Genomic DNA, 23,578 nt, shown 5'->3' on the forward strand with positions numbered 1-23,578 from the left:
AGCTTCGAAAAAGATGCGATTGGCATTGCAACAAGCAACGAAATAAGACAAATACTGAAGATGCGCGGTTCACAGCGCCCGCGCCCGTTGAAGGGAGGCGCGGTTCATGTCCGTCGGGGATTCGGGAAACGCAAGCATCGGGGGAATGATCGTGAAAAACATGAAACTTGGCGTCAAGATCACCATCGGCTTCGGACTGTTGATCCTCATTGCCTGCGTGCTCGGCGGCATGGCCGTGGTCAACATGAACAGTGTCGAAAAACAGTCCACGCGGCTGGCCCAGGAATATGTCCCGGAAGTCGCCATCGCCAACCAGCTCGAACGGGCCGCCGCGCAGGTGATGTTGGATATCCGTGCGTACGGATATAGTGAGGATAAAAAGGATCTCGACGCCGGCCTGCGCAGTTTCGCCGAATTGAAGCGCGCGCTGGCCGAGGCCAAAGCGCATTCGGAGAAGTACCCGGACCTGACCAAGCTGCGCGAGGACGTGGGCAAGGCCCAGGTCAAGGTGGCGGAATACGAAAAACTCATTACGGACACGTCGTCGCGCCTGGAGGCGTTGGCCGGGGTGCGGCGCAACCTGGATGCGGCGGCCGGCGAGTTCGTGCGCAATACCGGAGCCTATCAGGAGAGCCAGGCCAAGGCGCTGCTTGACGAGATCGCCCGGGGAATGCCCGCCGATGCCCTGCGCGACCGCGCCAACAAGGTGGCCGGCATCGACGGCATTCTTACCCAGGTCACGGCCATCCGGGTCAACAACTACCGGGGCCAGCTCTACCGGGAGCCGCGCTTCATCGACGACGCCATCAAAGGATTTACGCCCCTCGATCAGGCCGTCGAAACGCTTCGGGCCAAGACCCGCGCAGACGCCAACCTGCGGCAACTGGCGGCCATCAAGGACGCTTCCGCGAAATACCGGCAGGCGCTCAGCGATTTTCTGGATATCTACAAGGTGTTGCAGGAGCTGGCCGTCAAGCGCCTCGAAGCCGGCAACGCCGTGCAGGAAGCGGCCGTGACAACGGCCAAGGCGGCCCTCGACGCTACCCAGCATATCGCCAACGAGGCTGTCGCCAGCCTGTCCACCGCCTCCACGATCATGCTCGGCGGATTGGCCGTGGCGCTTGTGCTCGGCATTCTCATCGCCATTTTCCTGACCAAGGCCATCACCGGCCCGGTGGTCAAGGGCGTGGATTTCGCCAAGGCCATGGCCCAGGGGGACTTCACCCGCCTGCTCGACATCGACCAGAAGGACGAAATCGGCATTCTGGCCGCCTCGCTCAACGAGATGGTGAGCAAATTGCGCGAAGTGGTGGCCGAGGTGCAGTCGGCTTCGGAAAATGTGGCCTCCGGGTCGGAGGAGCTTTCCGCCTCGGCCCAGAGCATGTCCCAGGGCGCCACGGAACAGGCGGCCAGCGTCGAGGAGATCTCCTCGTCCATGGAACAGATGAGTTCCAACATCAAGCAGAACGCCGAAAACGCCCAGCAGACCCAGTCCATCGCGGTCAAGGCGGCCCAGGACGCCCGTGAGGGCGGCGAGGCCGTTATCTCGGCCGTGGCGGCCATGAAAAACATTGCCGAAAAGATCTCCATCATCGAGGAGATCGCCCGCCAGACCAACCTGCTGGCCTTAAACGCCGCCATCGAGGCCGCAAGGGCCGGCGAACACGGCAAGGGCTTCGCCGTGGTGGCGGCCGAGGTGAGAAAACTCGCCGAACGCAGCGGCTCGGCCGCGGCCGAAATCTCCGAGCTGTCCTCTTCCAGCGTCCAGGTGGCCGAACAGGCCGGCTCCATGCTGACCAAGATGGTGCCCGACATCCAGCGCACGGCCGACCTTGTGCAGGAAATCGCCGCCGCCAGCCAGGAACAGAACTCCGGGGCCGACCAGATCAACAAGGCCATCCAGCAGCTCGACCAAGTGGTGCAGCAAAACGCCTCGGCCTCCGAGGAGATGGCCTCCACCTCCGAAGAGCTTTCGAGCCAGGCCGAGCAGCTCCAAAGCACCATGGCCTTCTTCCGGGTGGACGGCACGGGACGCCGGCAGGTCCGGACGGTCAAGGCGCTGCCCGCCGCCCACCGATCGGCCGCCAAGAAGCCGGCGCCCGCAGCCGGCGCCAAGAAGGCCTCGGGCGGCGTCGGCATCGACCTCGACGACAAGGACGACGATTTCGAGCGTTTTTAGGGAAGAAGCTGGGGGAAACCTTTCTTCAGAAAGGTTTCCCCCAAACCCCTTTTCAAAGACTTTTCATAGTAACCTGCCGCTATTTCATTTTTTTTATTGTGGTTGGCGGTTTAATTGAGTACCGCGCCGCAAGAATGAAGGAATTTAGGAAGGGGAGAGCGCAGAGGGGAGAACCCTTTTTAAAGGGTTTCCCCTTTCGCATGCTCTTTCCTTTTTTTGTTTCAAGGAGGCGTCATGGATCAGGCCCGGTTGCGTGAGGAGTTTCCGGTTGTGGCCGAAGCGGTCTATTTCAACCATGCGGCCGTCTCGCCTCTGCCCGGGCGCGCCTGCGCCGCCGGACAGGCCGTGTACGAGGACCGGTGGCGGCGGGGCTCGGCCGATTATTTCCGTTGGCAGGCGGCTGTGGCCGCGGCCAGGGAAGGGGCGGCGCGGCTCCTTCGGACCACGCCCGACCGGGTGGCCTTTACCGGTAACACCTCCCACGGGTTGTCGCTCGTGGCCGGCGGCCTCGACTGGAAGCCGGGGGACAAGGTGGCCGTGACCTGGCCGGATTTTCCCACCGTGCGCTTTCCCTTCGACAATCTGGCCGATCACGGCGTGGGCGTCGTGGAACTGCCCAAGCACGACGGCCGCCTGGACATGGACGCGGTGCGAAAGCTGATCCCGGGGTGTAAACTGGTGGTGGCGGCGACGGTGGACTGGACCACGGGCGTGCGCCTGCCGGCGGCGGAACTTGGAGCGCTTTGCCGGGAGGCGGGGGCGCTTTATTGTCTGGACGCCATTCAGAGCCTGGGGGCGCTGCCCACGGACGTGGCCGAGCTGGGCGTGGATTTTCTGGCCGCCGGCTGCCACAAATGGCAGCTCGGACCCATGGGGCTCGGCATCTTCTACGTGGCGCCGGGGGCCGATGCCGCCCTCGGTACGGTCATGGCCGGCTGGCGCTCCATGCGCGACGCCGAGGAACTCGGCATGACCTTTCGCCTGAAGGCCGGGGCCGGCCGTTTCGAGGCCGGGACCCAGGACATCGCCGGTATCGCCGCCTACGGCGCGTCGCTTGCCTTGTTCGAGGAGCTCGGCCGGGAAGAGGTCGCCCGCCGCATTTTCGCCATCGCCGACATCCTGGCCGCCGGGCTCGCCGAAAGGGGGCTTTGCGTCCCCTCGCCCCTGACGCCCGGGGAGCGCTCGGGCATTCTCGTGTTCGAGCATCCCGACGCCCCGGGCCTGTACAAGGCGCTGATGGGCGCCAATGTTGCCGTGTCGCTTCGAAACGGGCGCATCCGCCTGTCGCCGCACTGCTACAACGACGCAACGGACGCCGCGCGTTTTTTCGCGCATCTCGACGCGTTCGACGGACGCTGATCGGCTTGTCGGCAGGGCCTTCGACGCCGCCGGCGAGGTGGGGGGCAGGGCTCTTTTCGTCCCGGGGGAAACGGACGCGTCCGCCTCCCCCGGGATGCGCGATTTTAGGCGAAGGAGCGGGCGAACAGGTCGGCGATGGCCGTCTTGCCGGACTCCTCGAGAAAGCGGGTGCCGGTGCCCGTGAAATGGGTCTGGGTGATGGTCGGCGCGGCCACTGCGGTCCAGGCGTCGTTTTCCCAGGTGAACCAGCCGGCCTTTTGCTGGCAGAAGACGTAAAGCGGCTTGTTGCAGATCTTGGCGAATTCCGCGCCCCAGCCGGTGCCGCCCTTGACCGTGCCGTCCTCCTGGATGCTTCCCACCACGAAAATCTCCAGGCCGGCGTCGACCTGGTGCATGATGGTGCGCAGGACCATGCGGATCTGCGGGCCGTTGGAAAATTTGCGCGCCAAAAGCTTGGACACGTAGGTGAGGCTCACGTCCTTCTTGGCCAGTTCCTCCTGGGTCAGGACGCGGATGCCGCGGGTGCGTTCGATGCGGTGCCCTTCGAACGTGTAGTTGACTTCCTGGACGCCGTAGCTCTCGGCCTGGCGGCCGAACTCGGCTTCGGCGCCCTGGGCGCCGCCGCTGAAAAGCGTGAAGCTGGTGGCTTTGGGCATGGGGACTCCTTGGCAGTGTGGTTCCTGTGGCGAGGCAGCGCCGACGCAAGCCGCCCATATTTCCGGGCATTGTGCACGTTTTGGCCGGGCCGCGCAAGAAAAGGACGCGGTTTCCCGCGCCCCTGATATCGTCATGGCATCCGATGGCCCGGACGGCCGCGCCGACCGGGTCCATCCGGAAGGAAAACGGCTATTCCAAACGCATGCGCGTCATGGACGTTTTGAGGTCCGCCGCCAGATGGGCCAGGCTGGTCACGGCGGAGGAGGTCTGGGTCATGGACCCGGCGGTATCCCCGGCGATGCGGTTGATGTGGTCGGTGGAGCGGTTGATCTCCTCGGAGGTGGCGGACTGCTGTTCGGCGGCGGTGGCGATGCCACGCACCTGATCCGAGGTTTTTTCCACGAAATTGAGGATCTGGTGCAGCGCGTCGCCGGCTTCGTGGGCCAGATTGTCGGCGTCCTCGATGCCCTGGGTGGTCTCGTCGGTGGCGGACATGTTGCGCCGGGCGCTTTCCTGAATGGCCTGGATGTAGCTGCTCACTTCCTTGGTGGCGGTCATGGTCTTTTCGGCGAGTTTTCGCACTTCGTCGGCCACGACCGCGAAACCACGTCCGGCCTCGCCGGCCCGGGCCGCTTCGATGGCGGCATTGAGCGCCAGCAGGTTGGTCTGATCGGCGATGTCGGAGATGACCTGCATGATCTGGCCGATGCCCTGGGCCTGGCCGCCGAGGTCCTGCATTTCGGATTTGAGCCCGGCCGCCTTGACGTTGACCGACTCCATCACGCTTATGACCTTGGCCACGAGATCCGAGCCGGTGGTGGCCATGGCGTTGGCCTTGCTGGCCGTCGCGGCGGCGTCGCCGGCGTTTCTGGCCACCTCGAGAATGGTGGCGTTCATCTCTTCGATGGCCGTGGCCACTTCGGCCGTGCGGGCGCGCTGCTCTTCCATGCCCTCGGTGGACTGGGCGATGTGGCTGGTCATCTGTTCGGCCGCTTCGGCCAGGGACTCGGCCACGGCCGTGGCTTCGGACACGCCCTGGGCGATGCGGTGGTTTTGTTCGGTGATGGTGCGTTCCTTGAGCACCACGCCCGTGAAGTCGGCCACGGACACGAAGCCGCCGATGAGGTTGCCGTCGAAGTCCAGGATCGGGGTGGCGAAAATGCTGATGTATTTGCGGTTGCCCTTGTGGGTGTCGAATTCCGTCTTGGAGCTCTGGCGGGAGCGTTCGCGGATGGCCTTGTCGGCCACGGTATCGCATTCCTCGTTGTAGAAGAAACGGGAAAAGCTCTTGCCCACGTGGCTCTCCGGCGTGCCCTCGTTTTCCGTCAGGCGCACCATATGCTCGTTGACCCATTTGATCTTGCCGTCTTCCCCGACAATGGCCATGGGCGTGATGATGTTGCCGAGCATGGCCTCGTCCTTGCTCAGGCGTTCCTTGATGGCCTTTTCATGAGGCTCGACGGTCTCGCGCAGGGCGTCGACGCGAAGCACGGGGTCGTCCTCCAGATCGTAGTCGAAAGTGGCCGACGCGACCGAGGCGAACATGTGGCCGATGCGGGTGAACGTCGCTTCCAATCGTCCCTGGACCCACAACAAAAAGCCCGAGACGAGGATGAAGGCAAGAGCCAGGAGGCAATAGGAAAGAATGCCGCCGGCCAAGGCACTTGCGATGAGGAGGACGGCGTTGACGACGATGACGGCGAACAACAGCGGACGTTTCATGATTCCCCCTGTGAAAAAATGAACAAACGTCCGTGGCAGCGGACCTCCGGGCCGTAACGTATAATCACCGGAATCGCAATAATGCGGACGCAAATGTCACAAGGGGTACGGAGGGAGGCTTTGGCAACCCGGCGTCAGGCCGAGGGGGAATAATAGCTGCGTCCCTCGAAGCAGGCCCGACACAGCGTCTCCCCGCCGAAAACGATTTCGCGGCCGTCGAGGACCGATTCGCCGCAGCGCGCGCACAGGCAGGCCCGCACCGGCCGGCCGGGCAGGTCCTCGGGGCGTAGGGGAACGGCGACCGGGGTCAGGCGGAAAAGCGCCTCGTCAGGGATCGTGGCCAAAAGCGCCGGGGCGGCGTCCTTGTCCGGGCCGTCCTCGCGCTCGGTCACGCGCACGGCGGCCCCGGTGCGCAGGTTGACGAACGTGGCCGCCATCTTGCCGTAATCGAGCACCTTCATGGTGCGCTTGCCGGGCCGGCAGCCGGTCAGGGCCATGATGGCGTCCGTGGCGCAGCGGTCGATCTCCACGAAGACGATCAGATTCTTGCGGTCCGCGCCCTTGGGGTCGGCGATGCCGATCTCCCGCAGGCCGGCCATGGTCATGCGGGTGCCGATCCTGATCCCCCGGCAGACGTCGCCGTGAAAGCGGCCCGCCTCTTCGAGCAGACGGGCGTAGGTTTCGGATTGCGTCGTGTCCATACCGCTTCCTCCCTTGGCGCGTCTTGTCCCAGGGGTGCGGAAAAAAAGCAATCCATCACGCGGGGTTGTAAAATCGTGTGCCTTGTGTCTCCCCGGTGTGCCTCTTCCCAACATGGATTTCCGGTAAAAAATTTCGGAAGGGGAGAGCGCGAGAGGGGAAACCCTTTTTAAAGGGTTTCCCCTCTCGCATTTCTCTTCTTTTCATTTCTTACCTCGCGTCCCACTCGCGTTTGTAGTCCTCGAGCAGCTCGCTTACGGCCTGGCCGATCCGTTCGTACTGCGGCGTGTCCAGGTTGGCCTGGGACACGCGCACGGACATGGTGGGGCCGGCGAAGCCGCCGCCGTCCATGAGCACCACGTCCTTTTCCCGGGCCAACCGCCAGACGAAGTCGATGGGCTCGTGGGTCTCGCGCAGCCAGTCGTCGAAGTCCCGGCCGTAGCGCGAGGCCGCCAGCTTGTGGATGTCGATGGTGGCGTAGTAGCGGGCGCAGCCGGGGCCGTCGGCCGGCGGCGCGACGCCGAGGCCCCGGTAGAGCGCGGCGTAGCGTTCGGCCAGGAGCCCCTGGGCCTCCTTTTTATAGCGCGCCCCGGCGTCAAGCAGTTCGGCCAGGGAGAAAAAGACCATCATGGCCTGCTGGGGCGTGGACAGGCCGGCGGTGTGGTTTAGGGCCACGGCCCGGCTGTCGGCCACCAGTCGGTCGATGAGCCGCAAGCCGTCCGGATCGGTGGTGATGGAGGCGTAGCGTTGCCGCAGGGCCTTGCGCCTGGCTTCGGGCTGGGCGGCGATCATGGGGTCGAGGGCGTTGTCCCGGGCGATGCCGATGACCCCGAGCCGCCAGCCGGTGCAACCGAAATACTTGGAGTAGGAATAGACCAGGATGGTGTTTCGGGGAGCCAGGGCGGCCAGGGAGGTAAACCCGTCGACAAAGGAACCGTAGACGTCGTCGGTGAGGATCACGAGGTCCTTGCGACGGGTGGCCACGAGGTCGGCGATGCGCTCCAGGGACTCCCTTGAAAGGCTGACCGAGGGCGGGTTGGACGGGTTGACCAGGAAAAACGCCTTGACCGCCGGATCGGCCAGCTTTTCCAGTTCGGCTTCCGGGAACTGCCAGCCGAGGTTTTCGTCCATGGCGACGCGCACGCTGGTCAGGGCGTAGTCGGCCAGGGGCGGAATCTCGAGGTAGGGGGAAAAGATGGGCGTGGCGATGGCCAGGGTGTCGCCGGGCGTGAGCAGGCCATTTTCCTTGAGCGTATTGAAAAGGTAGCTGATGGCGGCCGTGCCCCCTTCGGTGAGAAAGAGGTCCATGCCGCCGGCCGGGGGACGGCCGTCGAAGAGCACGGTGTCGAGATAGGCCCGGACGATTTTTTCGGTCAGGGGCAGGGCCCGGTCCGGGCTCGGATAGTGGTCGCCCAGGATGGCGTCGGCCATCTCGTAGGCGAAGGCGTCGCCGTCAAGGCCGAGCCGGTCGGTGGCAAAGCGGCAGGCGTCGGCGAGAAAGCGCGCCCCGGGCTTGTCCGCGTTGGCGTCGCAGTAGGCCAAAAGCCTTTTCCCGCAGCCGCCCCGCTCGGGGACGCCGGCCATGCCCGGCCGGGTCATGACGCGCCGGCCTTCCTCCAGGGCGAAGCCGCCGAACAGGAAATAGGCTTCGCGCGGGGCGGTGGCGATCCAGTTGGGATTGCCCCGGCCGGCGTTGATCATCATCTTCTCATGGTTGGTTTTGGCCAGATCGGCCAGCTTGTTTTTCAGCTCGAAGGGACTGAGGTGCTCGTAGCGTTTTTCCTCGGCGACCCGGTCTGCGGCCATGCGCGTCCTCCTTGGCTGTGGCGGAAAGGCGGGGCCACGGCATGGTACGGCATGGACGCGTTTCGGTAAATCGCCTTAGCGCGAAAGCGCCTCCCGGCGTCAGGCACGCGGCCCGTGTTCCCGGGCGAAGGCGGCGAAGCGCTGGTCGTCGTTGCGGATGTGGCCGACGAACCAGGTTCCCAGGTATTCGAGCGTTTCCAGGGACAAAAGTCCCGGGCCCTCGCCGGTGCGCTTTCCCAGGTCCCGCGTCATGCGACGGAAGGTGTCGTGCTGGCGGCGATGGTCCGCGAGATCCGGGTAGTCGTAGCCGGCCATGGTGGCTTCCTCGTCGGTAAAATGCCCGTCGGCATAGGCCTGCATGCCCTGGAAGGCGTTCAGCACGCCCTGCCGATGGTGCCCCGCCTGTATCTGCTCCCCCAGTTCGGAAAGCATGTCCAAAAACATCCGGTGTTGCTCGTCGATGACCTCAAAGCCGGTCCTCAGGCTGTCGTCGAAGATGCTGGGCTGCATGGAGAATCCTCATCCTTCAAGCTGGTGGGGCAGGCCGCGCGGAGCCCGGGGCGGCCTGCCGGCGAACCGGGGATTATTCCGGCGGGGCCATGAACTGCGGGCCGACGGGGTCGGTCACGTGTTCGGCCAGGATGCGGTTGACGGCCTCGAAATCGGCGGCCGTGAGCGCAAAGTCGAAGATGTCGCCGATGGGGGCCATCTGGGCCGGCCGGCGGCCGCCCCACAGGGCCACCTCGACGCCCTGGTCCAGGACCCAGCGCACGGCGAAGGGGAGGAGTTCCTTGCCGTGGCGCTGCCTGGCCCAGGCGGCCAGGGCCTCGGCCGCGCCGAGGTATTGCCCGAACCGGGGCATGGCGAATTTGGGGTCGAACCGGCGCAGGTCGTCGCCGGTAAATTCCCGGTCCGGCCCCATGGTCCCGGACAAAAGCCCCCGGCAAAGCGCTCCGTAGGTCATGAGCGCCACGCCGTGCCGCTTGCAGTAGGGCAGGATGGCGGTTTCCATGTCCCGCTCGAACAGGTTGTAGGGCGGCTGGCAAAACGACAGCCTGCCCCGGCCGCGAAAGGCCTCCATCTGGGCCGGGTCGTAGTTGCTCACCCCGACGCAGCGCACCTTGCCCGACAGCCGCAGCCGCTCCAGGGCGGCCGCCGTTTCCTCGAAGGGCACCTTGCCGTCCGGCCAGTGCACGAAATAGATGTCGATGGTCTCGACGCCAAGCCGACGCAACGAATCCTCGACCTCGGCCTCGATGCGGGCGGGGCTGGCGTCGCGGCTGACCTGGCCGTCCTTCCAGGCCAGGGCGACCTTGGTGGAGATGCGCACCTTATCGCGGCGCCCGTATTCCTTGAGGGCCTTGCCCACGATTTCCTCGGACCGGCCGAAGCCGTAGACCGGGGCGGTGTCGATCAGGGTGACCCCGGCGTCCAGGGCGGCGTGGATGGTGGCGATGCCCTCCCGCTCGTCGCTGCCGCCCCACATCCAGCCGCCGATGGCCCAGGTGCCGAGCGCCACCCGGGAAACCGTCAGATCCGTATCCGGAATGTGTACGTATTCCATGGCGATACTCCTGTCAGGACGAGCGAAGGGAAACCCTTTACAACGGGATCTCCCCTTGCGCGCGCTCCCTTTCCCAATGTTATGCCTTTATGGATGTTGTACGGGTAACATACTGTTACTATTAAAAATCTTTGGGGGGGCTGGGGGAGGCCCTTTCTTCAGAAAGGGCCTCCCCCAGGCTGCTAGGCTTAGGCCAGGCTGATGACCTGGGAGGCTTCCCACAGGCCGTGGATGTTGCAGTAGGCGGCGGCGGTCAGGGTGCCGGGGGCGGTGGTCTTCATGGAGAAGGTCACGCCGTGGAAGGTGTGGACGGGGCCGGTGTTGGGGCCTTCGACGGCCTCGCCGTGGGCGGTGAACTCGAAGCTGCCCACCTCGTAGGCGAACTTTCCGCCTTCGGGCTTGAAATAGACCCGTATCCAGCGGATGTGGTGCTCGGTGGTGTTGGGGTGGGCGATTTCCTTGCCCAGAGAGACGCGCACGTCGAAAAAGCCGTCCCCTGGGACCTGCGCCGGGCATTCGATCACCGGAACGTGCTTTTCCTTTTTCCAGTCAGCCGTTTGAAACAAGTCGACCATGCTCATGCTGCACCTCGTAGTGGTTTGGCGACATGGTAAACACGTTTCGTCCCGGTTTGGCAAGTCCGGGGAAGCTTATCGGGGAATATAGCCGTGGTCCTTGCCGGTGGCCTTTTTTTTGCGGGTTGGCGCGGGGTGGCGCTCCTGCCAGCAGGCTCGCTCGGCTTCGAGCAGTCCCCAGTTGGTGAGCTTGATGGTGTTGCCGGCGCCGGTTTCCGGGTCCTCGCCCTCCACGTGCTGCACGATGAGGCTGACCGGGCGGGTCCAGGGATCGGTGAAGCCCCATTTGTTGCCCATGATGCGGCCGTCGAGTTCGCCCTTGTATTCGGTCGGGTCGCCGTAGCGCGCAAGCAGATCGCCGCTGATCCGGCGGAAGAAATCCAGGTTCCCGTCCCGGTAGCGGGCCTTGATCCTGGCCACCCGCCCCGGCGCGGCGCAGGTGCCGACCAGGACGTAGCCCGAGGCGAAATACTTGTCGGGTCTCAGGGGAATGCGGCGCACCCAGGGGGCGTTTTTGACCGGGCGTTCCCGGGCGATGGTGAGGCGGCCCCTGTAGCTTTTGGCCGTGTCGCCGAGGGTGACGCCGGCCAGGTTGGACGGCGCTTCGGCCCGGACGGCGGTCGGCGCGGCCAAAAGCAGCAGGGCGAAAAGGACGAAGGCGCGGCAGCGAAACATGGCGGACTCCTTGGAACACGGCCTTGCCCGGGCGCGCCGGCCTCGGCCCTGGCCGTGTGTGTGGACGGCCCCTTTACGGTTAATGCTTGTTGCCGAAACGGGTCCTGTCGTGGATGCCCCGGCGGTTGATCTCGCGGGCTTTGAACGCGTCGAAATCGAATTTGCCCGGGGCGATGACGTCATGGCGCTTGCGTACGCTTTGGCGGATAAAAAACCATAAACATACGCTTAGAATCAGGAAAAGCAGGACGAAAGCAAGAATGGTCTCCCACATGGGAGCCTCATAGCCTGAAAGGAGGCGAGTGTCATCCGATGGCGTCGTTCTCGATGAAAAGCGCTTCCAGGTCGGCCGCCACGCGGGCCAGGTCGGCCACGGCCCGGGCCGAGGCGTCCATGGCCTGGCTGGTGTCGGCGGCCGCGCCGGCGATTTCCCCGCCATGGCGACCGGCCTCGTCGCCGGCGGCGGTCTGCGACGCGGCCGCTTCGGCAATGGCGCGCACATGGGTCGAGGTCGTATCCGCCAGTCCCAGGATGGCGTTGAGCGCCTCTCCGGCCTCGCCGGCGATGCCGGTGGTCGCCGCGACCAGGGCCACAGCCTCGCCGGTGACCCGGTTGTTGGTCTCGGCGCTGTCGCGGATGGCCGTGACGTTGCGCCCGACCTCCTTGGTGGCGGCCATGGTCTTTTCAGCCAGCTTCCTGACCTCGTCGGCGACCACGGCGAAGCCCCGGCCGGATTCGCCGGCCCGGGCCGCCTCGATGGCGGCGTTTAGGGCCAGCAGGTTGGTCTGGTCGGCGATGTCGGAGATGACGTCCAGGATGCCGCCGACCTCCTTGGCTTGGCCGGAGAGGGTTTCCATGTGGCCGCCGAGGTCGCCGGCCTTTTCGGACAGTTGCCGCATGCCCGCGAGCACCTTGCCCATGACGTCCGCCGCCGCGGCCGCGCGTTCCCGGGTCTGGCCGGCCGCGGCGGCGGTCTGGCCGGCCTGTTCGGCAATGTCGCGGGAGGAGCGGCCGAGTTGCTCCACGGCCTCGCCCACACGCTCCAGGCGTTCGCGCTGGTCGCGGGCGGCCCGGCTGGCCTGGTCCACCCGCTCGGTCAGGATCTTGGCCGTGCCCGCCAGGTCGCCGGCCAGTTCGCCGGCCCTCGCCGCCCGGGCCGTCGTGCGCTCGTTTTGCCGGCAGAGGGTGTCCTCCTTGGTCCGCAGCTCGGTGACGTCGAGGTAGAGGCACAGCCCGCCGATGACCGTCCCGGCCGCGTCCTTGAGGGGAAAGACGTTGTAGAAGACGTTGCGCCGGCCGCCCTTGTGCCCGGTGATGGTCACTTCCTTGTTGGAGAAGACCATGTCCTGGCGCATGGCCTTGCCGACCACGGTTTCACGGCCTGTTTCGTTGTAAAAGACCTCGGCCAGGGTGCGCCCGGTCTGGCTCGACGGCGGCGCGTCGATCTCGAGCATGCGCATGGTTGCTTCGTTGGTGTAAAGCGTGCGTTCGTCGGGGTCGACGAGCAGGAAGGGGATGGGCAGGCCGCTCGTGATGCCGTTTAAAAAGCCCCGCGTGGTGCGGGAGGACAGGGCCAGGGCGGCGATTGCCCCGGCCAGTTCGGGCGGCGCGGCCTCTTCGGCCGGCGTGCGTCCGGCCTCGATGTCGGCCAGCACGTTTTCCAGGCCCACCAGGGTCTTGCGCCGTTCCCGCGCGGCGACGAGTCCGCCGGCAACGGCCACGGCGGCCGGAAAGGCCCCGCCGAGCAGGGCCGTCCCCGGCGCGTCCAAAAGCCAGCCGGCCAAAACGCCCAGGAGCAGGGAACAAGCCACGCCGCCCAAAAACACCCACATCCGTCCGGACATGTTTTCCCCTTTGCCTGGAGGTCAGGCACACCGGCAGTTCGTCCGATCATCCTCGCCTTTTCGCGCCGCTTAGTCCATACGCAGCATGCGGTGCGGTCCGCCGGTGGTGGTCATCTGCCACACCTTGCCGTCTTTGACGAAATAACGTGAGCCGTCGTACTCCGCCGTGACCGAGTCGCCGTTGATGACGGCCCCGGTCCAATCCTTGAACGTCGCCAGCGTCTTGCCGTCCATCACGTAGTAGAGCATGGCGTAGCCGTCGCCTTCCTTCACCAGGCAGAACTCGTATTTGTTGGGCCGGTTGTACTCGCTGGGCCGGCTTCTGACGTAGCAGCCGACAAGCAGCGGGTCGGGGGCTTTGACGACCTTGGCGTAGACCGAGGGCTTTCCTGTGGCTTCCTTGGGGCCGATGGCGTTGAGGCCGTTGCAGGCGCAAAGACACAGGGTCAGGGCCGCGATGCAGGCGATGCCGATGATGCGACGCATGGTTGTCTCCCGGGTTATGGGTTGCGTTCATTTTCTATGTTTTTTCCCCGATAGAGTAAACCGTCACGGGAGGCGGTTTATCCGTGACGACCTCGTCGCGCGCGCGTCGTTTCCCACGATGGAGGGGAAAATGCGCGATCTTGCCGCCGGGGAAACGCCCAGGCCGGCCCATGCCGCGAAGGGCATTTTCGGCGATGTTGGAAACAGTTGCGGCCGGGGGTTGCCGGAATACGGAAAAATGCCGTATTCGAAGCATAAAGTCTCTTTCCTGGTATTTTCGAAACAAGGAGTTGCGCATGCCCCCGAGCCCGCGTCGCATTCCGGTCCCGTTTCCTGCCTGTCTGTTGCCGGCGGTGTTGGGTCTTTTCCTGCTTTGGGGCTGCGGCAACGGGGACGCCGACAAGACGAAGGCCGCCGCGCCGCAAGCCGTGGCCGTCATGGTCGCGGCCCAAAAGCCGGTCGTGGCCGACGTGCCGGTTTACGCCGAATATGTGGGACGGCTGGCGGCCAAGGAGAACGTGGACATCCGGGCCCGGGTGGAGGGCTATCTCAAGGAGCGGCTCTTCACCGAAGGCTCCATGGTGAAAAAAGGCGACCTGCTTTTTGTCATCGAACCCCGCCAGTACCAGGAGAGCCTGCAAAAGGCCCGGGCCGAGCTGGCCCGGCAGCAGACGCTTCTGTCCAGGGCGCAGGTCGATTTCACGCGCTTCGAAAAGCTTTATAAGCAGGGCGCGGTCAGCCGCGACGAATACGATACCAAGCTCACCCGGCAGCACGAGCTCGAAGCGGGTGTGACAAGCGCCAAGAGCGCCGTGGAAACGGCCGAGCGCGACCTCGGCTACACCCGGATCGCCGCGCCCATCACCGGGCGCATCGGCAAGGCCTTCGTCAATGTCGGCAACCTGGTCGGCAAGGGCGACAACACGCTTCTGGCCGAAATATCCTCCACCGACCCCATCTACGTCGATTTCTCCATCAGCGAACGTGATTACCTGGAGCTGGTCAAGGCCATGCAGGCCGGCAACGGCGGCAAGGCCCAGGATTTTCCGCTGACGCTCATCCTGGCCGACGATTCGGTCTATCCCCTGGCCGGCGAGGCGGACATGGCCGAGCGGGCCGTGGACGCCAAGACCGGCACCCTCGGCGTGCGCGGCGTGTTCCCCAACCCCGACGGCATCCTGAAGCCCGGTCAGTTCGGCAAGGTCCGGGTGCTTTTGGAAAACAGAAAGGGCGCGTTGCTCGTGCCCCAGCGGGCCATCGTCGACGTCCAGGGCAGCAAGTCGGTCTACGTGGTCGGCCCGGAGAACAAGATCGAGGCCAAGGCCGTGACCATCGGCGGCGGCCAGAACGGCTCCTTTGTCATCGACTCGGGCCTGACCCCGGATGATGTGGTCGTGGTCGAGGGCGTGACCAAGGTTCGCCCCGGCGTCGTCGTCAAGGTCGCGCCGCCGCCGGCCAAGGAGGGGGGAGGAAAAGAGTAAGGAGCCGGGGGAGGGAACCCCTTTTTGAAAAAAGGGGTTCCCTCCCCCGGACCCCCACCCTCCCCAAAAACTTTTCAAGGGGAATGCGTCGACGGCCGATTGGTGGAGGATGGAAGGGAAGATGCGGCGATCGCTTGCAAAAGTATGGGGCGTATTGCCTGGGCCGGGGAGAGGGGGAGTGGCAGGAACGCAAGCCTGAGGGGGGCGAACGGTCATGGTCAATTTCTTCATTGAGCGGCCCGTGTTTTCGGCCGTGTTGTCCATCGTCATCACCCTGGTCGGGGCGATCTGCATCCTGACCCTGCCCATCGCCCAGTACCCCCAGATCGTGCCGCCCACGGTCCAGGTGACGGCCACCTACGACGGCGCCAGCGCCCAGGTGGTGGAGGAGTCCGTGGCCACCCCCATCGAGCAGGAGGTCAACGGCGCCCAGGACATGCTCTACATGAATTCCGTCAGCTCCAACGACGGACGCATGGTCTTAAACGTCACCTTCGACATCAGCCGCGACCTCGACCTGGCCACGGTGGACGTGCAAAACCGCGTGGCCCTGGCCAATTCCCGCCTGCCCTCCGAAGTCGTCCGGCGCGGCATCTCGGTCAAAAAGCAGTCCCCGGACATGCTGCTGGTCATCAACCTGAATTCCCCGGACGGTAGCCGCGATACGCTTTTTCTCAACAACTACGCAAAAATAAATATTACGGATGCCCTGGCCCGGGTGCCGGGCGTGGGCAATGTGGCCGTTTTCGGCGAGCGCGACTACAGCATGCGGGTCTGGCTCGACCCGGACAAGCTGGCGCGCCTGGGGCTTACCGCCTCGGACGTGGCCAACGCCATCCGCCAGCAAAACGTCCAGGCCCCGGCCGGCCAGATCGGCATGCCCCCGGCTCCGCCGGGCCAGGAGTTCCAGCTCACGGTCCAGGTCAAGGGACGTCTGGCCGATCCCGAGGAATTCGCCGACATCATCGTGCGCTCGGGCAAGGGGGCGCAGCTCGTGCGCGTGCGCGACGTGGGCCGGGTGGACCTCGGCAGCCAGAGCTACACCGCCTTTACCCGCCTGAATGGCAAGCCCACCTGCACCATCCAGATTTTCCAGCTGCCCGGGGCCAACGCCCTGGAGGTGGTCAAGCGGATCCGGGCCATCATGGCCGAGCAGGCGACCTATTTCCCCTCCGGCGTCGCTTACACCATTCCCTACGACACGACCAAGTTCGTCAACGCCTCCATCCACGAGGTCATAAAAACCCTGTTCGAAGCCGTTTTTCTGGTCCTGCTCGTGGTCTACGTCTTTTTGCAAAACGCCCGGGCCACGCTCATCCCCATGCTCACCGTGCCGGTGTCCCTGGTCGGGGCTTTCGCCTTCATGCAGCTCTTCGGCTTTTCCATCAACACGCTGACGCTGTTCGGACTGGTGCTGGCCATCGGCATTGTCGTGGACGACGCCATCGTGGTGGTGGAGGCGGTGCAGCACAAGATCGACCACGAGGGGCTGCCCGCCCGGGAGGCCACCAAGGCGGCCATGGCCGAGGTGGCCGGGCCGGTCGTGGCCATCTCGCTGGTTTTGATCTCGGTCTTCGTGCCCGTGGCCTTCATGGGCGGGGTGACGGGCCGGCTCTACCAGCAGTTCGCCCTGACCCTGGCCGTGTCCGTGGCCCTCTCGGCCATCTGCGCCCTGACCCTTTCGCCGGCGCTTTGCGCGCTGATCCTGCGTCCGGCCGGCACGCCCAAGGGGCCGCTCGGGGCATTTTTCCGCGGCTTCAACCGCCTCTTTGCCGCCACCACCAACGGCTACACGGCCGGGGTGCGCGCGGCCATCAGGCTCTTTCTCGTCACGCTCGTCACCCTCGGGGCGCTTGTCGGCGGCACCTACTGGCTGCTGACCACGGTGCCCACGGGGTTTGTTCCCGACGAGGACCAGGGCTATTTCATCGTCAACGCCCAGTTGCCCGAGGGCGCGTCCCTGGAGCGCAACGAGGCGGTGGTCAAGCGCATGGAGGAACACCTCGCCGCCGACCCGGCCGTGGCCGACGTCCTGTCCCTTGGCGGCTACAACCTGCTGACCGCCACCTACAGCTCCTATGCCAGCGCCCTGTTCGTCATATTAAAGCCCTGGGACGAGCGGAAAACGCCGGAGCTCTCCCTGGAAGCGGCCATGGACCGGGCCAGGCGCTTTTTTGCCGGCATCCAGCAGGCCGTGGTCATGGCCTTCAACCCCTCGCCCATTCCCGGCCTCGGCACCACCGGCGGCTTTCAGTTCGAGTTGCAGGACCGCGCCGGCGGCAAGGTGGAGGAGCTGGCCAGGGTGGCCTATGGCTTCATGGACGCGGCCCGGCGGCTGCCGTCCGTGACCGGCGTCTTTTCCGACTTCAGCGTGGACGTGCCCCAGCTTTTCTACAACCTCGACCGCGACAAGGTGCAGACCCTCGGCATCCCGCCAAGCGACGTGTTCGAGGCGCTCCAGACCTATCTCGGCGGCCTCTACGTCAACGACTTCAACAAGTTCGGCCGCACCTACCGGGTCATGCTCCAGGCCGAGCCGCGTTTCCGCACCAGTCCGCGCGACATCGAGCGCTTTTACGTGCGCGCCGCCGAGGGGGAGATGGTGCCCTTAAGCACCCTTGGCCGGACGAAGTCCATTCGCGGGCCGGAATACATCCGCCGCTACAACCTTTTCCGGACCGTGGAGATTTCCGGCGCGACCCCGCCCGGGTTCTCCTCGGGCCAGTCCCTGGCCGCCATGGCGGGGCTGGCCCAAAAGGACCTGCCCCAGGGCTTCGGCTACGACTGGACCGGCATCGCCTTCCAGGAAGTCCGCTCCGGCAGCCAGTCCATCTACATCTTCGCCCTGGCCCTGGTCATGGTGTTTCTGGTCCTGGCCGCCCAGTACGAATCCTGGGCCGTGCCCTTCGCGGTCATCCTGGCCGTGCCGCTGGCGGTGTTCGGGGCCATGGGCGCGCAGATGCTGCGGGGGCTCGACAACAATGTCTACGCCCAGATCGGGCTGGTCATGCTCATCGGCCTGGCCGCCAAGAACGCCATCCTGATCGTGGAATTCGCCAAGATGCGCCGGGAGGCCGGGGATGCGCCGGAGGAGGCCGCCGTTTCGGCCTCGCGGCTGCGGTTTCGGCCGATCCTCATGACCTCCTTCGCCTTCATCCTCGGCGTGGTGCCGATGATGGTCGCCACCGGCGCGGGAGCGGCCAGCCGCCATGCCCTCGGCACGGCGGTCTTCGGCGGCATGGTCGCGGCCACCATCCTTGGCGTCTATTTCGTGCCGGCGCTGTACTGCTTCATCCAGCGCGCCGTGGAGCGGCTGCGGCGGTAGGCGGCCGCGCGACACCATTCTTCGGAAAGCAGGATCGGGGAGGGAAGGCGCGCGCGAGGCAAGGGCCTTTATAAAGGGCCCCCGCTCGCGCACGTTTTCTACGCCCCGTCAATGTCGGGGGGAGAGCGGTTCCAGTTCGAACGTCAGGGAGAAGGTGAACACCGAGCCCTGGTCCGGCACGCTGTCCACCCCGAGTTCCCCGCCCATGAGCGCCACCAGCCGTCGGGTGATGGCCAGCCCCAGCCCCGTGCCGCCGAAGCGCCGGGTGTAGGAGCCGTCGGCCTGGGTGAAGGCCTCGAAAATGCGGGAGGTGTCCTCGGGGAGGATGCCGATGCCGGTGTCGCTGACGGAGAAGAGCAGCTCCTGGCGCATGCCGCGCGTGATCGCCTCGGCCGGCCGGCAGGCTTCCACGCACTGCGCCTGGACCACCACGCCGCCGTGGTCGGTGAACTTGATGGCGTTGCCGACGAGATTGGTCAGCACCTGGCGCAGGCGGTCGGCGTCGCCAAGGAGCATGTCCGGCACGTCGGGGGAGATGTCCACGGAGAGTTCGAGCCCCTTTTCCCGGGCCGGCGCGCCCATGGCGGCTTCCACCGAGGCCAGCACGGCGCGCAGGCCGAAGGCCTCGTGGGCCAGCTCCACGCGCTCGGCCTCGATCCTGGAGAAGTCGAGGAGGTCGTTTATCAGCGCCAGTAGCGATGAGGCCGATCCTTCGATATCCTTGAGGAATTCCTTCTGGTCGTCGCTGAGCCCGGTTTGGCCGAGGATCTGGGCCATGCCGAGGATGCCGTTCATGGGCGTGCGGATTTCGTGGCTGATATTGGCCAGAAACGCCGATTTGGCCCGGCTGGCCGCCTCGGCCGCCTCCTTGGCCCGGGCCATGGAGGCCTCGGCCTCACGGCGCTCCAGCACTTCGTGGATGAGTTCCTCGTTCATGCGGTTGAGCGTCTGGGTCCGTTTGCGCACCATGTCTTCCAGGCGTTCGTTGACGCGCTCCAGCTCGAGGCGGGTCTGGACCCGGTCGGTGATGTCCTCGAGGGTGCCGGCGAGCCGGGAGACCCCACCGGAGTCGCCGATCACGGGGAAATAGCGGGCCTGGACCCAGCGCACGCTGCCGTCGTCGCGCACCACGCGGAAATCGGGGAAAATTCCCCGGGCGGGCGGGCCGGAGGCCAGGCGGGTCATGTGGTCGAGCACCTTGTCCCGGTCTTCGGGGTGCACGCTGTCGAGCCAGGATTGCGGGGAGGCGTAGAGGCTGACCGGCGGCCTGCCCCAGAGGGTTTCGTAGGCCGGGCTGACGTAGAAGATGCGCTTTACGTCCGGGGAGGCCAGCCAGAACACCTCGCCGATGGTTTCGGCCAGTTGCCGGAATTTCTTTTCGCTCTCCCGCAAGGCCCGCTCGGCGTTTTTGCGCTCGGTGATGTCGCGCACCACGGCGATGATGCGGTCCTGTCCCCGGACCACGGCATGGCGCAGGTTGACCTCGGTCCAGAAAAGCCGGCCGGTCTTGTCGCGGGCCAGCCATTCGAAGAGCTGGGGCTGGCCGCGGCGGGCCTGGTCGAGCTTGGCCAGGGCCGCCGCGCCGGTGTGGGGAGGAGTGCCGGCGCTCAAGCCGTCGGGCGTTATCCGGCGCAGTTCGTCCACGCCGTAGCCATAAAGGGACACGGCGCGCTCGTTGGCGTCCAGGATTTGGCCCGTGGCCGGGTCCTGGATGAAAATGGCGTCGTTGGCCGCATCCAGGATGTCGCGGTACTCGGCTTCCTTTTCCCGGACGGCCGCTTCGAGCTGGCTCTGCGCGTCCACGTCCCGCCCGCAGGCGAGCACCATGGCCGGCTGTCCGTCCGGGCCGTCGATGAGGCCCAGCCCCCAGCGCAACCGCCGCCAGCCGAGGGCCGTGCGGATGGTCTGATTTTGCGTCAGGTCCTTGGGAGACAACTCGCCGTCGAGAAGGGCGCGATGCAAAATGCGCGCATTGTCGTTGTCCTTGGGCGGCAGGGCCAGATCGAACCAGTCGCTGCCCACGGCCTGTTCGCGGGTTTGGCCGAGCAGCCGCAGGCCGCTTTCGTTGATGGCCGCCAGACGGCCCACGGCGTCGATGACGACAACGATATCGCCGGCCGCTTCCCACAGGGCGGCGAGCATGGACCCGGCGTCGCAAGGGAGAGGGGAGGCGCGTGGGGCGGGCTGGTCGGGCATGATGGTCGCGGGTGTTGGAGGTTTCGCCGTCTGGTTTAAGGTATGGTCCTTTTCCCCTGCCCAGGCAAGGGGGCCGGATTCCGATTGCCGGGCGGAACCTCCGGCGTTAAGAGGCAATCAAGGACGCGAAGCGTCCAAGGAGTGCCCGTATGGATCGCAGAACCTTTCTCTTGGCGGCGGGCGTCATGGCCGCGAGTTGCGGCACGCCCGGCCTGGGTCTGGCCGCGAGCGGCGTCGCGCTTCCCCCGCCGGCCATCCCCGGGGGCAAGACCCTGGAGGAGGCGCTCCAAAAACGGCAGAGCCGGCGGCAGTTCGATGCCCGGCCCTTGCCCGAGGCGGTGCTGTCCGGCCTTTTGTGGGCGGCGAACGGCGTCAACCGCCCGGAAATCGGCAAGCACACCGCGCCCACTGCCATGAACCGCCAGGAAATCGCCGTCTACGTGGCCAAGGCGGACGGGCTTTTTCTCTACGAGCCCAAGGACCATGCCTTAAGCCGCGTCAAGGACGCCGACCTGCGCGCCGCCACCGGCAAGCAGGCCTTTGCCGCCACGGCCCCGGTCGACCTCGTCTATGTGGCCGACATGGCCAAGGTGGCGGGCTCCACGCCGGAGGAAAAGCTCTTTTACGCCGGCACGGACACGGGCTTTGTCAGCCAGAACGTCTACCTCTACTGCGCGGCCATGGACCTGGCCACGGTGGTGCGGGCCAGCATCGACACGGCGGCCCTGGCCTCGGCCATGGGGCTGCCGGCGACCAGTCGCATCACCCTGGCCCAGACCGTGGGGTATCCCAATGTCTGAATCACGCTTTATGTATAAATGGTGTCCGTGTATGCCGGATCAGCGTAAGATAGCAGCGGTTGTCCGTATTCCGGCAACGCAATAATCGCAGCATGCTTGTGCCGAAATTCACAAGTATGCTGCTGACCCGGGCCTCAAGCAACACCCCTCACGTGATAAATCAGGCAAGGCCGCTTTGTTGTTGACAGTGCCTTGCCCAAATCGCTACCTCCCCTAGCATCGCAAAGCCGTTACGGTCGCCCGATGGCGCGGCGCCGCCGGCGCAAGTCCGGACGCCCGGGCGTTTTTCCTTGCATTACCATACTAAAGGAGTCGTCATGGAAGAACTTTCGTATCAGGAAATGCAGCACGTGCTTATGGACGAGCTGCGGCTCATGCACTATCCCATCGCCGTCAAATATTTTTTCGATCAAGCCGAGCTTGACGACTTCAAGGAGCGCGTCTCCTACTACCTGCCGGCCAAGGCGCTGACCTTCTGCCAGGCCGAGATCGGCGCGCGCATGGAAGGCATCACCGTGCTCATGGGCAAGGAACAGCTGGGCTGCTCCAACGCCAAATGCGTGTTCGGCTGGAAGGACATCGACGCGGCTGAATTCAAAAGCCATATCAAGTACTGCGAGAGCCTGGAACAGGCCGAACGTTTCGTGCGCAGCAAGCCGCGCATGAAGGAAGGACTGCTCGCCGCCGCTGTCTCGCCCCTGGCCGACGCCGCCTTTCCGCCCGATGTGGTGCATTTCTACTGCGACAACATGCAGGCCTACCACCTCGTGGTGGACTGGATGGCCGTCATGGACAAGCATCCCCTGCGCCCCAACATGACCATGAACTCGGCCGCCTGCGCCGGCAACGTCTACGTCTACAACTCCGGCGAGGCCAACGTGTTTTTGGCCTGCAGCGGCAGCTACAACGCCGGCAAGACCGAGCGCGGCGAGATCAACGTGGCCATTCCCGGCAAGGATATCGGCCGCGTGGTGGCCCGGCTCAAGGCCCGCAAGGAGCGCGAGGGCGGCGCGGCCATCACCCGCATCGGCCACCCGTTCCCGGGCGCGGACATCTGCAAGAACTGCCCGCTCATCGTCTTCAAGAAGGCCAAGGACCCGGCCGCGGCTACGGACTGAGGATGCGGGAAGAACCGGGGGAAACCTTTCTGTAGAAAGGTTTCCCCCGGGCCCCCTTCCAAAGACTTTTAACGGTTACAGGATGTTATGTGTACGCCCTGTAACCGTTAGGAAGTTTAGGAAGGGGAGAGCGCGAGAGGGGAGAACCCTTTTTAAAGGGTTTCCCCTCTCGCATTCTTTTTTTCTCTCTCTTTAAATACGCGTGCGCAGGATGGCGCCGAGGCCCGTTTCGAGGATGGGGCCGGTGGTGATGGCGTGGGGCGTGTTGTCCGGCACGTTGGAGCCCATGGACGGGGAGAGGCGTTCGATGGCGGCGTGGGCGTTCGCCAGCCCCGCCACCATGTCGGCGGTGGAGCTGCCGTCGTAGTGGGTCAGGTAGGCGGCGCGTTCCCACATGCGCTCCGATATGGACATGGTCTTCTCCCGGATGATCTTGATCGATACATAACGCCTTCTTTCCTTCCGGGCAAGGGATTGTCGACATATCGGCGATGTGGGCAACAAACGTAACCAGGATGTGCAACAAACGGAACGTCCGGCGGTCCGTTGCGGCGGAGTGTTGGAGTGATTTAAAGATAATGCTGTAAAGACAGTATGTTGTAATTGGTGTCGCGAGGCGGCTCGGTTGGCATGGTTCTGGCTTGGGAAAAGGAAACGCATTGAAGGAGGCACGCCATGAAGCGTCTTCTGAGCACCCTTATCCTGACTTGTTCCCTGGTCGCCATGGCTGGTGTCGCCCAGGCCCTGACCGTGGCCGGTCCGGGGTTTGCCGTAAGCGTTCCCCTCTATGTCGGCGTCGCCCCGGCCCCGGTTTATGTGGCGCCGCCCCCGCCCGTGTATGTGGCTCCGGCCTATGTGCCGCCGCCCCCGCCGGTCTACGTGGCCCCGGCCTATGTGCCGCCGCCGGTATGGGTCGCGCCGCGTCCGTATCGGGCTCGGCCGCGTCCGGTGGCCGTGCTGCCGCCGGTCGGCCCCCGGCCCATCGGCCCCGGGCCTGTCGGTCCGCACCCCCACTTCGGTCCGCGCCCCCGCTAACGTGGCGCGGCGGCTGTAAAAGAAACGCGCGGTCGGATTGCGGCCGCGCGTTTTCCT

20 protein-coding genes are annotated in these 23,578 nt (G+C 65.3%); 7 read left to right on the plus strand and 13 right to left on the minus strand.

Annotation, left to right across the window (positions count from 1 at the left end; translation table 11 throughout):
- The first annotated feature begins 151 nt into the window (after positions 1-151).
- Both DESFRDRAFT_RS16105 and DESFRDRAFT_RS16110 read left to right on the plus strand, forming a co-directional pair.
- Positions 152-2,179, plus strand: a complete 2,028-nt coding sequence (locus DESFRDRAFT_RS16105; protein WP_043795069.1) for a HAMP domain-containing methyl-accepting chemotaxis protein — start codon at positions 152-154, stop codon at positions 2,177-2,179.
- 234 nt (positions 2,180-2,413) lie between these two features.
- Positions 2,414-3,538, plus strand: a complete 1,125-nt coding sequence (locus tag DESFRDRAFT_RS16110; protein WP_005995686.1) for an aminotransferase class V-fold PLP-dependent enzyme — start codon at positions 2,414-2,416, stop codon at positions 3,536-3,538.
- A 104-nt stretch (positions 3,539-3,642) separates the two neighbouring features.
- Here the strand turns inward: DESFRDRAFT_RS16110 and DESFRDRAFT_RS16115 are convergent, their stop codons facing one another.
- From DESFRDRAFT_RS16115 to DESFRDRAFT_RS16165, 11 genes are all read right to left on the minus strand, one after another.
- On the minus strand, positions 3,643-4,194 hold the full coding sequence (locus DESFRDRAFT_RS16115) for a hypothetical protein (protein ID WP_005995687.1): 552 nt from the start codon (positions 4,192-4,194) through the stop codon (positions 3,643-3,645).
- Positions 4,195-4,384: 190 nt separating this feature from the next.
- Positions 4,385-5,917: a methyl-accepting chemotaxis protein gene (locus DESFRDRAFT_RS16120; RefSeq protein ID WP_005995688.1), complete on the minus strand. Its 1,533-nt coding sequence runs from the start codon at positions 5,915-5,917 to the stop codon at positions 4,385-4,387.
- Between the two features lie 134 nt (positions 5,918-6,051).
- Positions 6,052-6,618 (minus strand): FmdE family protein, encoded by a 567-nt coding sequence (locus DESFRDRAFT_RS16125; protein WP_005995689.1) that lies wholly within the window; start codon positions 6,616-6,618, stop codon positions 6,052-6,054.
- Positions 6,619-6,826: 208 nt separating this feature from the next.
- Positions 6,827-8,422, minus strand: a complete 1,596-nt coding sequence (locus DESFRDRAFT_RS16130; RefSeq protein WP_005995690.1) for a bifunctional aspartate transaminase/aspartate 4-decarboxylase — start codon at positions 8,420-8,422, stop codon at positions 6,827-6,829.
- Between the two features lie 99 nt (positions 8,423-8,521).
- Entirely contained in the window at positions 8,522-8,932 is a 411-nt protein-coding gene (locus DESFRDRAFT_RS16135; protein ID WP_005995691.1) for a bacteriohemerythrin, read from the minus strand.
- 73 nt (positions 8,933-9,005) lie between these two features.
- Positions 9,006-9,986, minus strand: a complete 981-nt coding sequence (locus tag DESFRDRAFT_RS16140) for an aldo/keto reductase (protein WP_005995692.1) — start codon at positions 9,984-9,986, stop codon at positions 9,006-9,008.
- Between the two features lie 188 nt (positions 9,987-10,174).
- The gene (locus DESFRDRAFT_RS16145) at positions 10,175-10,567 is read right to left on the minus strand and encodes a class II SORL domain-containing protein (RefSeq protein ID WP_005995693.1); all 393 of its coding nucleotides are present in this window, start codon (positions 10,565-10,567) and stop codon (positions 10,175-10,177) included.
- 69 nt (positions 10,568-10,636) lie between these two features.
- Positions 10,637-11,236: a hypothetical protein gene (locus DESFRDRAFT_RS16150; protein ID WP_005995695.1), complete on the minus strand. Its 600-nt coding sequence runs from the start codon at positions 11,234-11,236 to the stop codon at positions 10,637-10,639.
- Between the two features lie 79 nt (positions 11,237-11,315).
- Entirely contained in the window at positions 11,316-11,510 is a 195-nt protein-coding gene (locus tag DESFRDRAFT_RS16155; protein ID WP_005995696.1) for a hypothetical protein, read from the minus strand.
- Positions 11,511-11,541: 31 nt separating this feature from the next.
- Positions 11,542-13,080: a methyl-accepting chemotaxis protein gene (locus DESFRDRAFT_RS16160; RefSeq protein WP_005995698.1), complete on the minus strand. Its 1,539-nt coding sequence runs from the start codon at positions 13,078-13,080 to the stop codon at positions 11,542-11,544.
- A gap of 69 nt (positions 13,081-13,149) precedes the next feature.
- On the minus strand, positions 13,150-13,566 hold the full coding sequence (locus DESFRDRAFT_RS16165) for a hypothetical protein (RefSeq protein WP_005995700.1): 417 nt from the start codon (positions 13,564-13,566) through the stop codon (positions 13,150-13,152).
- A gap of 296 nt (positions 13,567-13,862) precedes the next feature.
- On the opposite strand from DESFRDRAFT_RS16165, the gene DESFRDRAFT_RS16170 reads away from it, so the two are divergent.
- On the plus strand, positions 13,863-15,047 hold the full coding sequence (locus DESFRDRAFT_RS16170) for an efflux RND transporter periplasmic adaptor subunit (protein WP_005995703.1): 1,185 nt from the start codon (positions 13,863-13,865) through the stop codon (positions 15,045-15,047).
- 214 nt (positions 15,048-15,261) lie between these two features.
- Positions 15,262-18,372 carry an efflux RND transporter permease subunit gene (locus DESFRDRAFT_RS16175; protein ID WP_005995705.1) on the plus strand — a complete coding sequence of 1,037 codons (3,111 nt, stop codon included), beginning with the start codon at positions 15,262-15,264 and terminating at the stop codon, positions 18,370-18,372.
- Positions 18,373-18,480: 108 nt separating this feature from the next.
- On the opposite strand, the gene DESFRDRAFT_RS16180 is transcribed toward DESFRDRAFT_RS16175, so the two are convergent.
- Complete coding sequence (locus tag DESFRDRAFT_RS16180; protein ID WP_233489631.1) at positions 18,481-20,514, minus strand: PAS domain-containing protein; 2,034 nt, start codon at positions 20,512-20,514, stop codon at positions 18,481-18,483.
- Positions 20,515-20,717: 203 nt separating this feature from the next.
- On the opposite strand from DESFRDRAFT_RS16180, the gene DESFRDRAFT_RS16185 reads away from it, so the two are divergent.
- Together DESFRDRAFT_RS16185 and DESFRDRAFT_RS16190 are read left to right on the plus strand one after the other, a co-directional pair.
- Entirely contained in the window at positions 20,718-21,368 is a 651-nt protein-coding gene (locus DESFRDRAFT_RS16185) for a SagB/ThcOx family dehydrogenase (protein WP_005995709.1), read from the plus strand.
- Positions 21,369-21,685: 317 nt separating this feature from the next.
- Entirely contained in the window at positions 21,686-22,486 is an 801-nt protein-coding gene (locus DESFRDRAFT_RS16190) for a DUF169 domain-containing protein (RefSeq protein WP_005995710.1), read from the plus strand.
- 192 nt (positions 22,487-22,678) lie between these two features.
- On the opposite strand, the gene DESFRDRAFT_RS16195 is transcribed toward DESFRDRAFT_RS16190, so the two are convergent.
- The gene (locus tag DESFRDRAFT_RS16195) at positions 22,679-22,900 is read right to left on the minus strand and encodes a hypothetical protein (RefSeq protein WP_005995711.1); all 222 of its coding nucleotides are present in this window, start codon (positions 22,898-22,900) and stop codon (positions 22,679-22,681) included.
- Between the two features lie 261 nt (positions 22,901-23,161).
- Here DESFRDRAFT_RS16195 and DESFRDRAFT_RS22750 point away from each other — a divergent pair, with 261 nt between their 5' ends.
- Positions 23,162-23,521 (plus strand): hypothetical protein, encoded by a 360-nt coding sequence (locus tag DESFRDRAFT_RS22750; protein ID WP_005995712.1) that lies wholly within the window; start codon positions 23,162-23,164, stop codon positions 23,519-23,521.
- The last annotated feature ends 57 nt before the right edge of the window (positions 23,522-23,578 follow it).

The sequence above is a fragment of the Solidesulfovibrio fructosivorans JJ] genome (assembly GCF_000179555.1).
In the GTDB taxonomy this organism is placed as follows: domain Bacteria; phylum Desulfobacterota; class Desulfovibrionia; order Desulfovibrionales; family Desulfovibrionaceae; genus Solidesulfovibrio; species Solidesulfovibrio fructosivorans.

Bases quoted from the DNA above. Each gene is read 5' to 3' on its own strand.
- DESFRDRAFT_RS16110 (WP_005995686.1), top strand. From the start codon at position 2,414: ATGGATCAGGCCCGGTTGCGTGAGGAGTTTCCGGTTGTGGCCGAAGCG.
- DESFRDRAFT_RS16115 (WP_005995687.1), bottom strand. From the start codon at position 4,194: ATGCCCAAAGCCACCAGCTTCACGCTTTTCAGCGGCGGCGCCCAGGGC.
- DESFRDRAFT_RS16120 (WP_005995688.1), bottom strand. From the start codon at position 5,917: ATGAAACGTCCGCTGTTGTTCGCCGTCATCGTCGTCAACGCCGTCCTC.
- DESFRDRAFT_RS16125 (WP_005995689.1), bottom strand. From the start codon at position 6,618: ATGGACACGACGCAATCCGAAACCTACGCCCGTCTGCTCGAAGAGGCG.
- DESFRDRAFT_RS16130 (WP_005995690.1), bottom strand. From the start codon at position 8,422: ATGGCCGCAGACCGGGTCGCCGAGGAAAAACGCTACGAGCACCTCAGT.
- DESFRDRAFT_RS16135 (WP_005995691.1), bottom strand. From the start codon at position 8,932: ATGCAGCCCAGCATCTTCGACGACAGCCTGAGGACCGGCTTTGAGGTC.
- DESFRDRAFT_RS16140 (WP_005995692.1), bottom strand. From the start codon at position 9,986: ATGGAATACGTACACATTCCGGATACGGATCTGACGGTTTCCCGGGTG.
- DESFRDRAFT_RS16145 (WP_005995693.1), bottom strand. From the start codon at position 10,567: ATGAGCATGGTCGACTTGTTTCAAACGGCTGACTGGAAAAAGGAAAAG.
- DESFRDRAFT_RS16150 (WP_005995695.1), bottom strand. From the start codon at position 11,236: ATGTTTCGCTGCCGCGCCTTCGTCCTTTTCGCCCTGCTGCTTTTGGCC.
- DESFRDRAFT_RS16155 (WP_005995696.1), bottom strand. From the start codon at position 11,510: ATGTGGGAGACCATTCTTGCTTTCGTCCTGCTTTTCCTGATTCTAAGC.
- DESFRDRAFT_RS16160 (WP_005995698.1), bottom strand. From the start codon at position 13,080: ATGTCCGGACGGATGTGGGTGTTTTTGGGCGGCGTGGCTTGTTCCCTG.
- DESFRDRAFT_RS16165 (WP_005995700.1), bottom strand. From the start codon at position 13,566: ATGCGTCGCATCATCGGCATCGCCTGCATCGCGGCCCTGACCCTGTGT.
- DESFRDRAFT_RS16170 (WP_005995703.1), top strand. From the start codon at position 13,863: ATGCCCCCGAGCCCGCGTCGCATTCCGGTCCCGTTTCCTGCCTGTCTG.
- DESFRDRAFT_RS16175 (WP_005995705.1), top strand. From the start codon at position 15,262: ATGGTCAATTTCTTCATTGAGCGGCCCGTGTTTTCGGCCGTGTTGTCC.
- DESFRDRAFT_RS16180 (WP_233489631.1), bottom strand. From the start codon at position 20,514: ATGCTCGCCGCCCTGTGGGAAGCGGCCGGCGATATCGTTGTCGTCATC.
- DESFRDRAFT_RS16185 (WP_005995709.1), top strand. From the start codon at position 20,718: ATGGATCGCAGAACCTTTCTCTTGGCGGCGGGCGTCATGGCCGCGAGT.
- DESFRDRAFT_RS16190 (WP_005995710.1), top strand. From the start codon at position 21,686: ATGGAAGAACTTTCGTATCAGGAAATGCAGCACGTGCTTATGGACGAG.
- DESFRDRAFT_RS16195 (WP_005995711.1), bottom strand. From the start codon at position 22,900: ATGTCCATATCGGAGCGCATGTGGGAACGCGCCGCCTACCTGACCCAC.
- DESFRDRAFT_RS22750 (WP_005995712.1), top strand. From the start codon at position 23,162: ATGAAGCGTCTTCTGAGCACCCTTATCCTGACTTGTTCCCTGGTCGCC.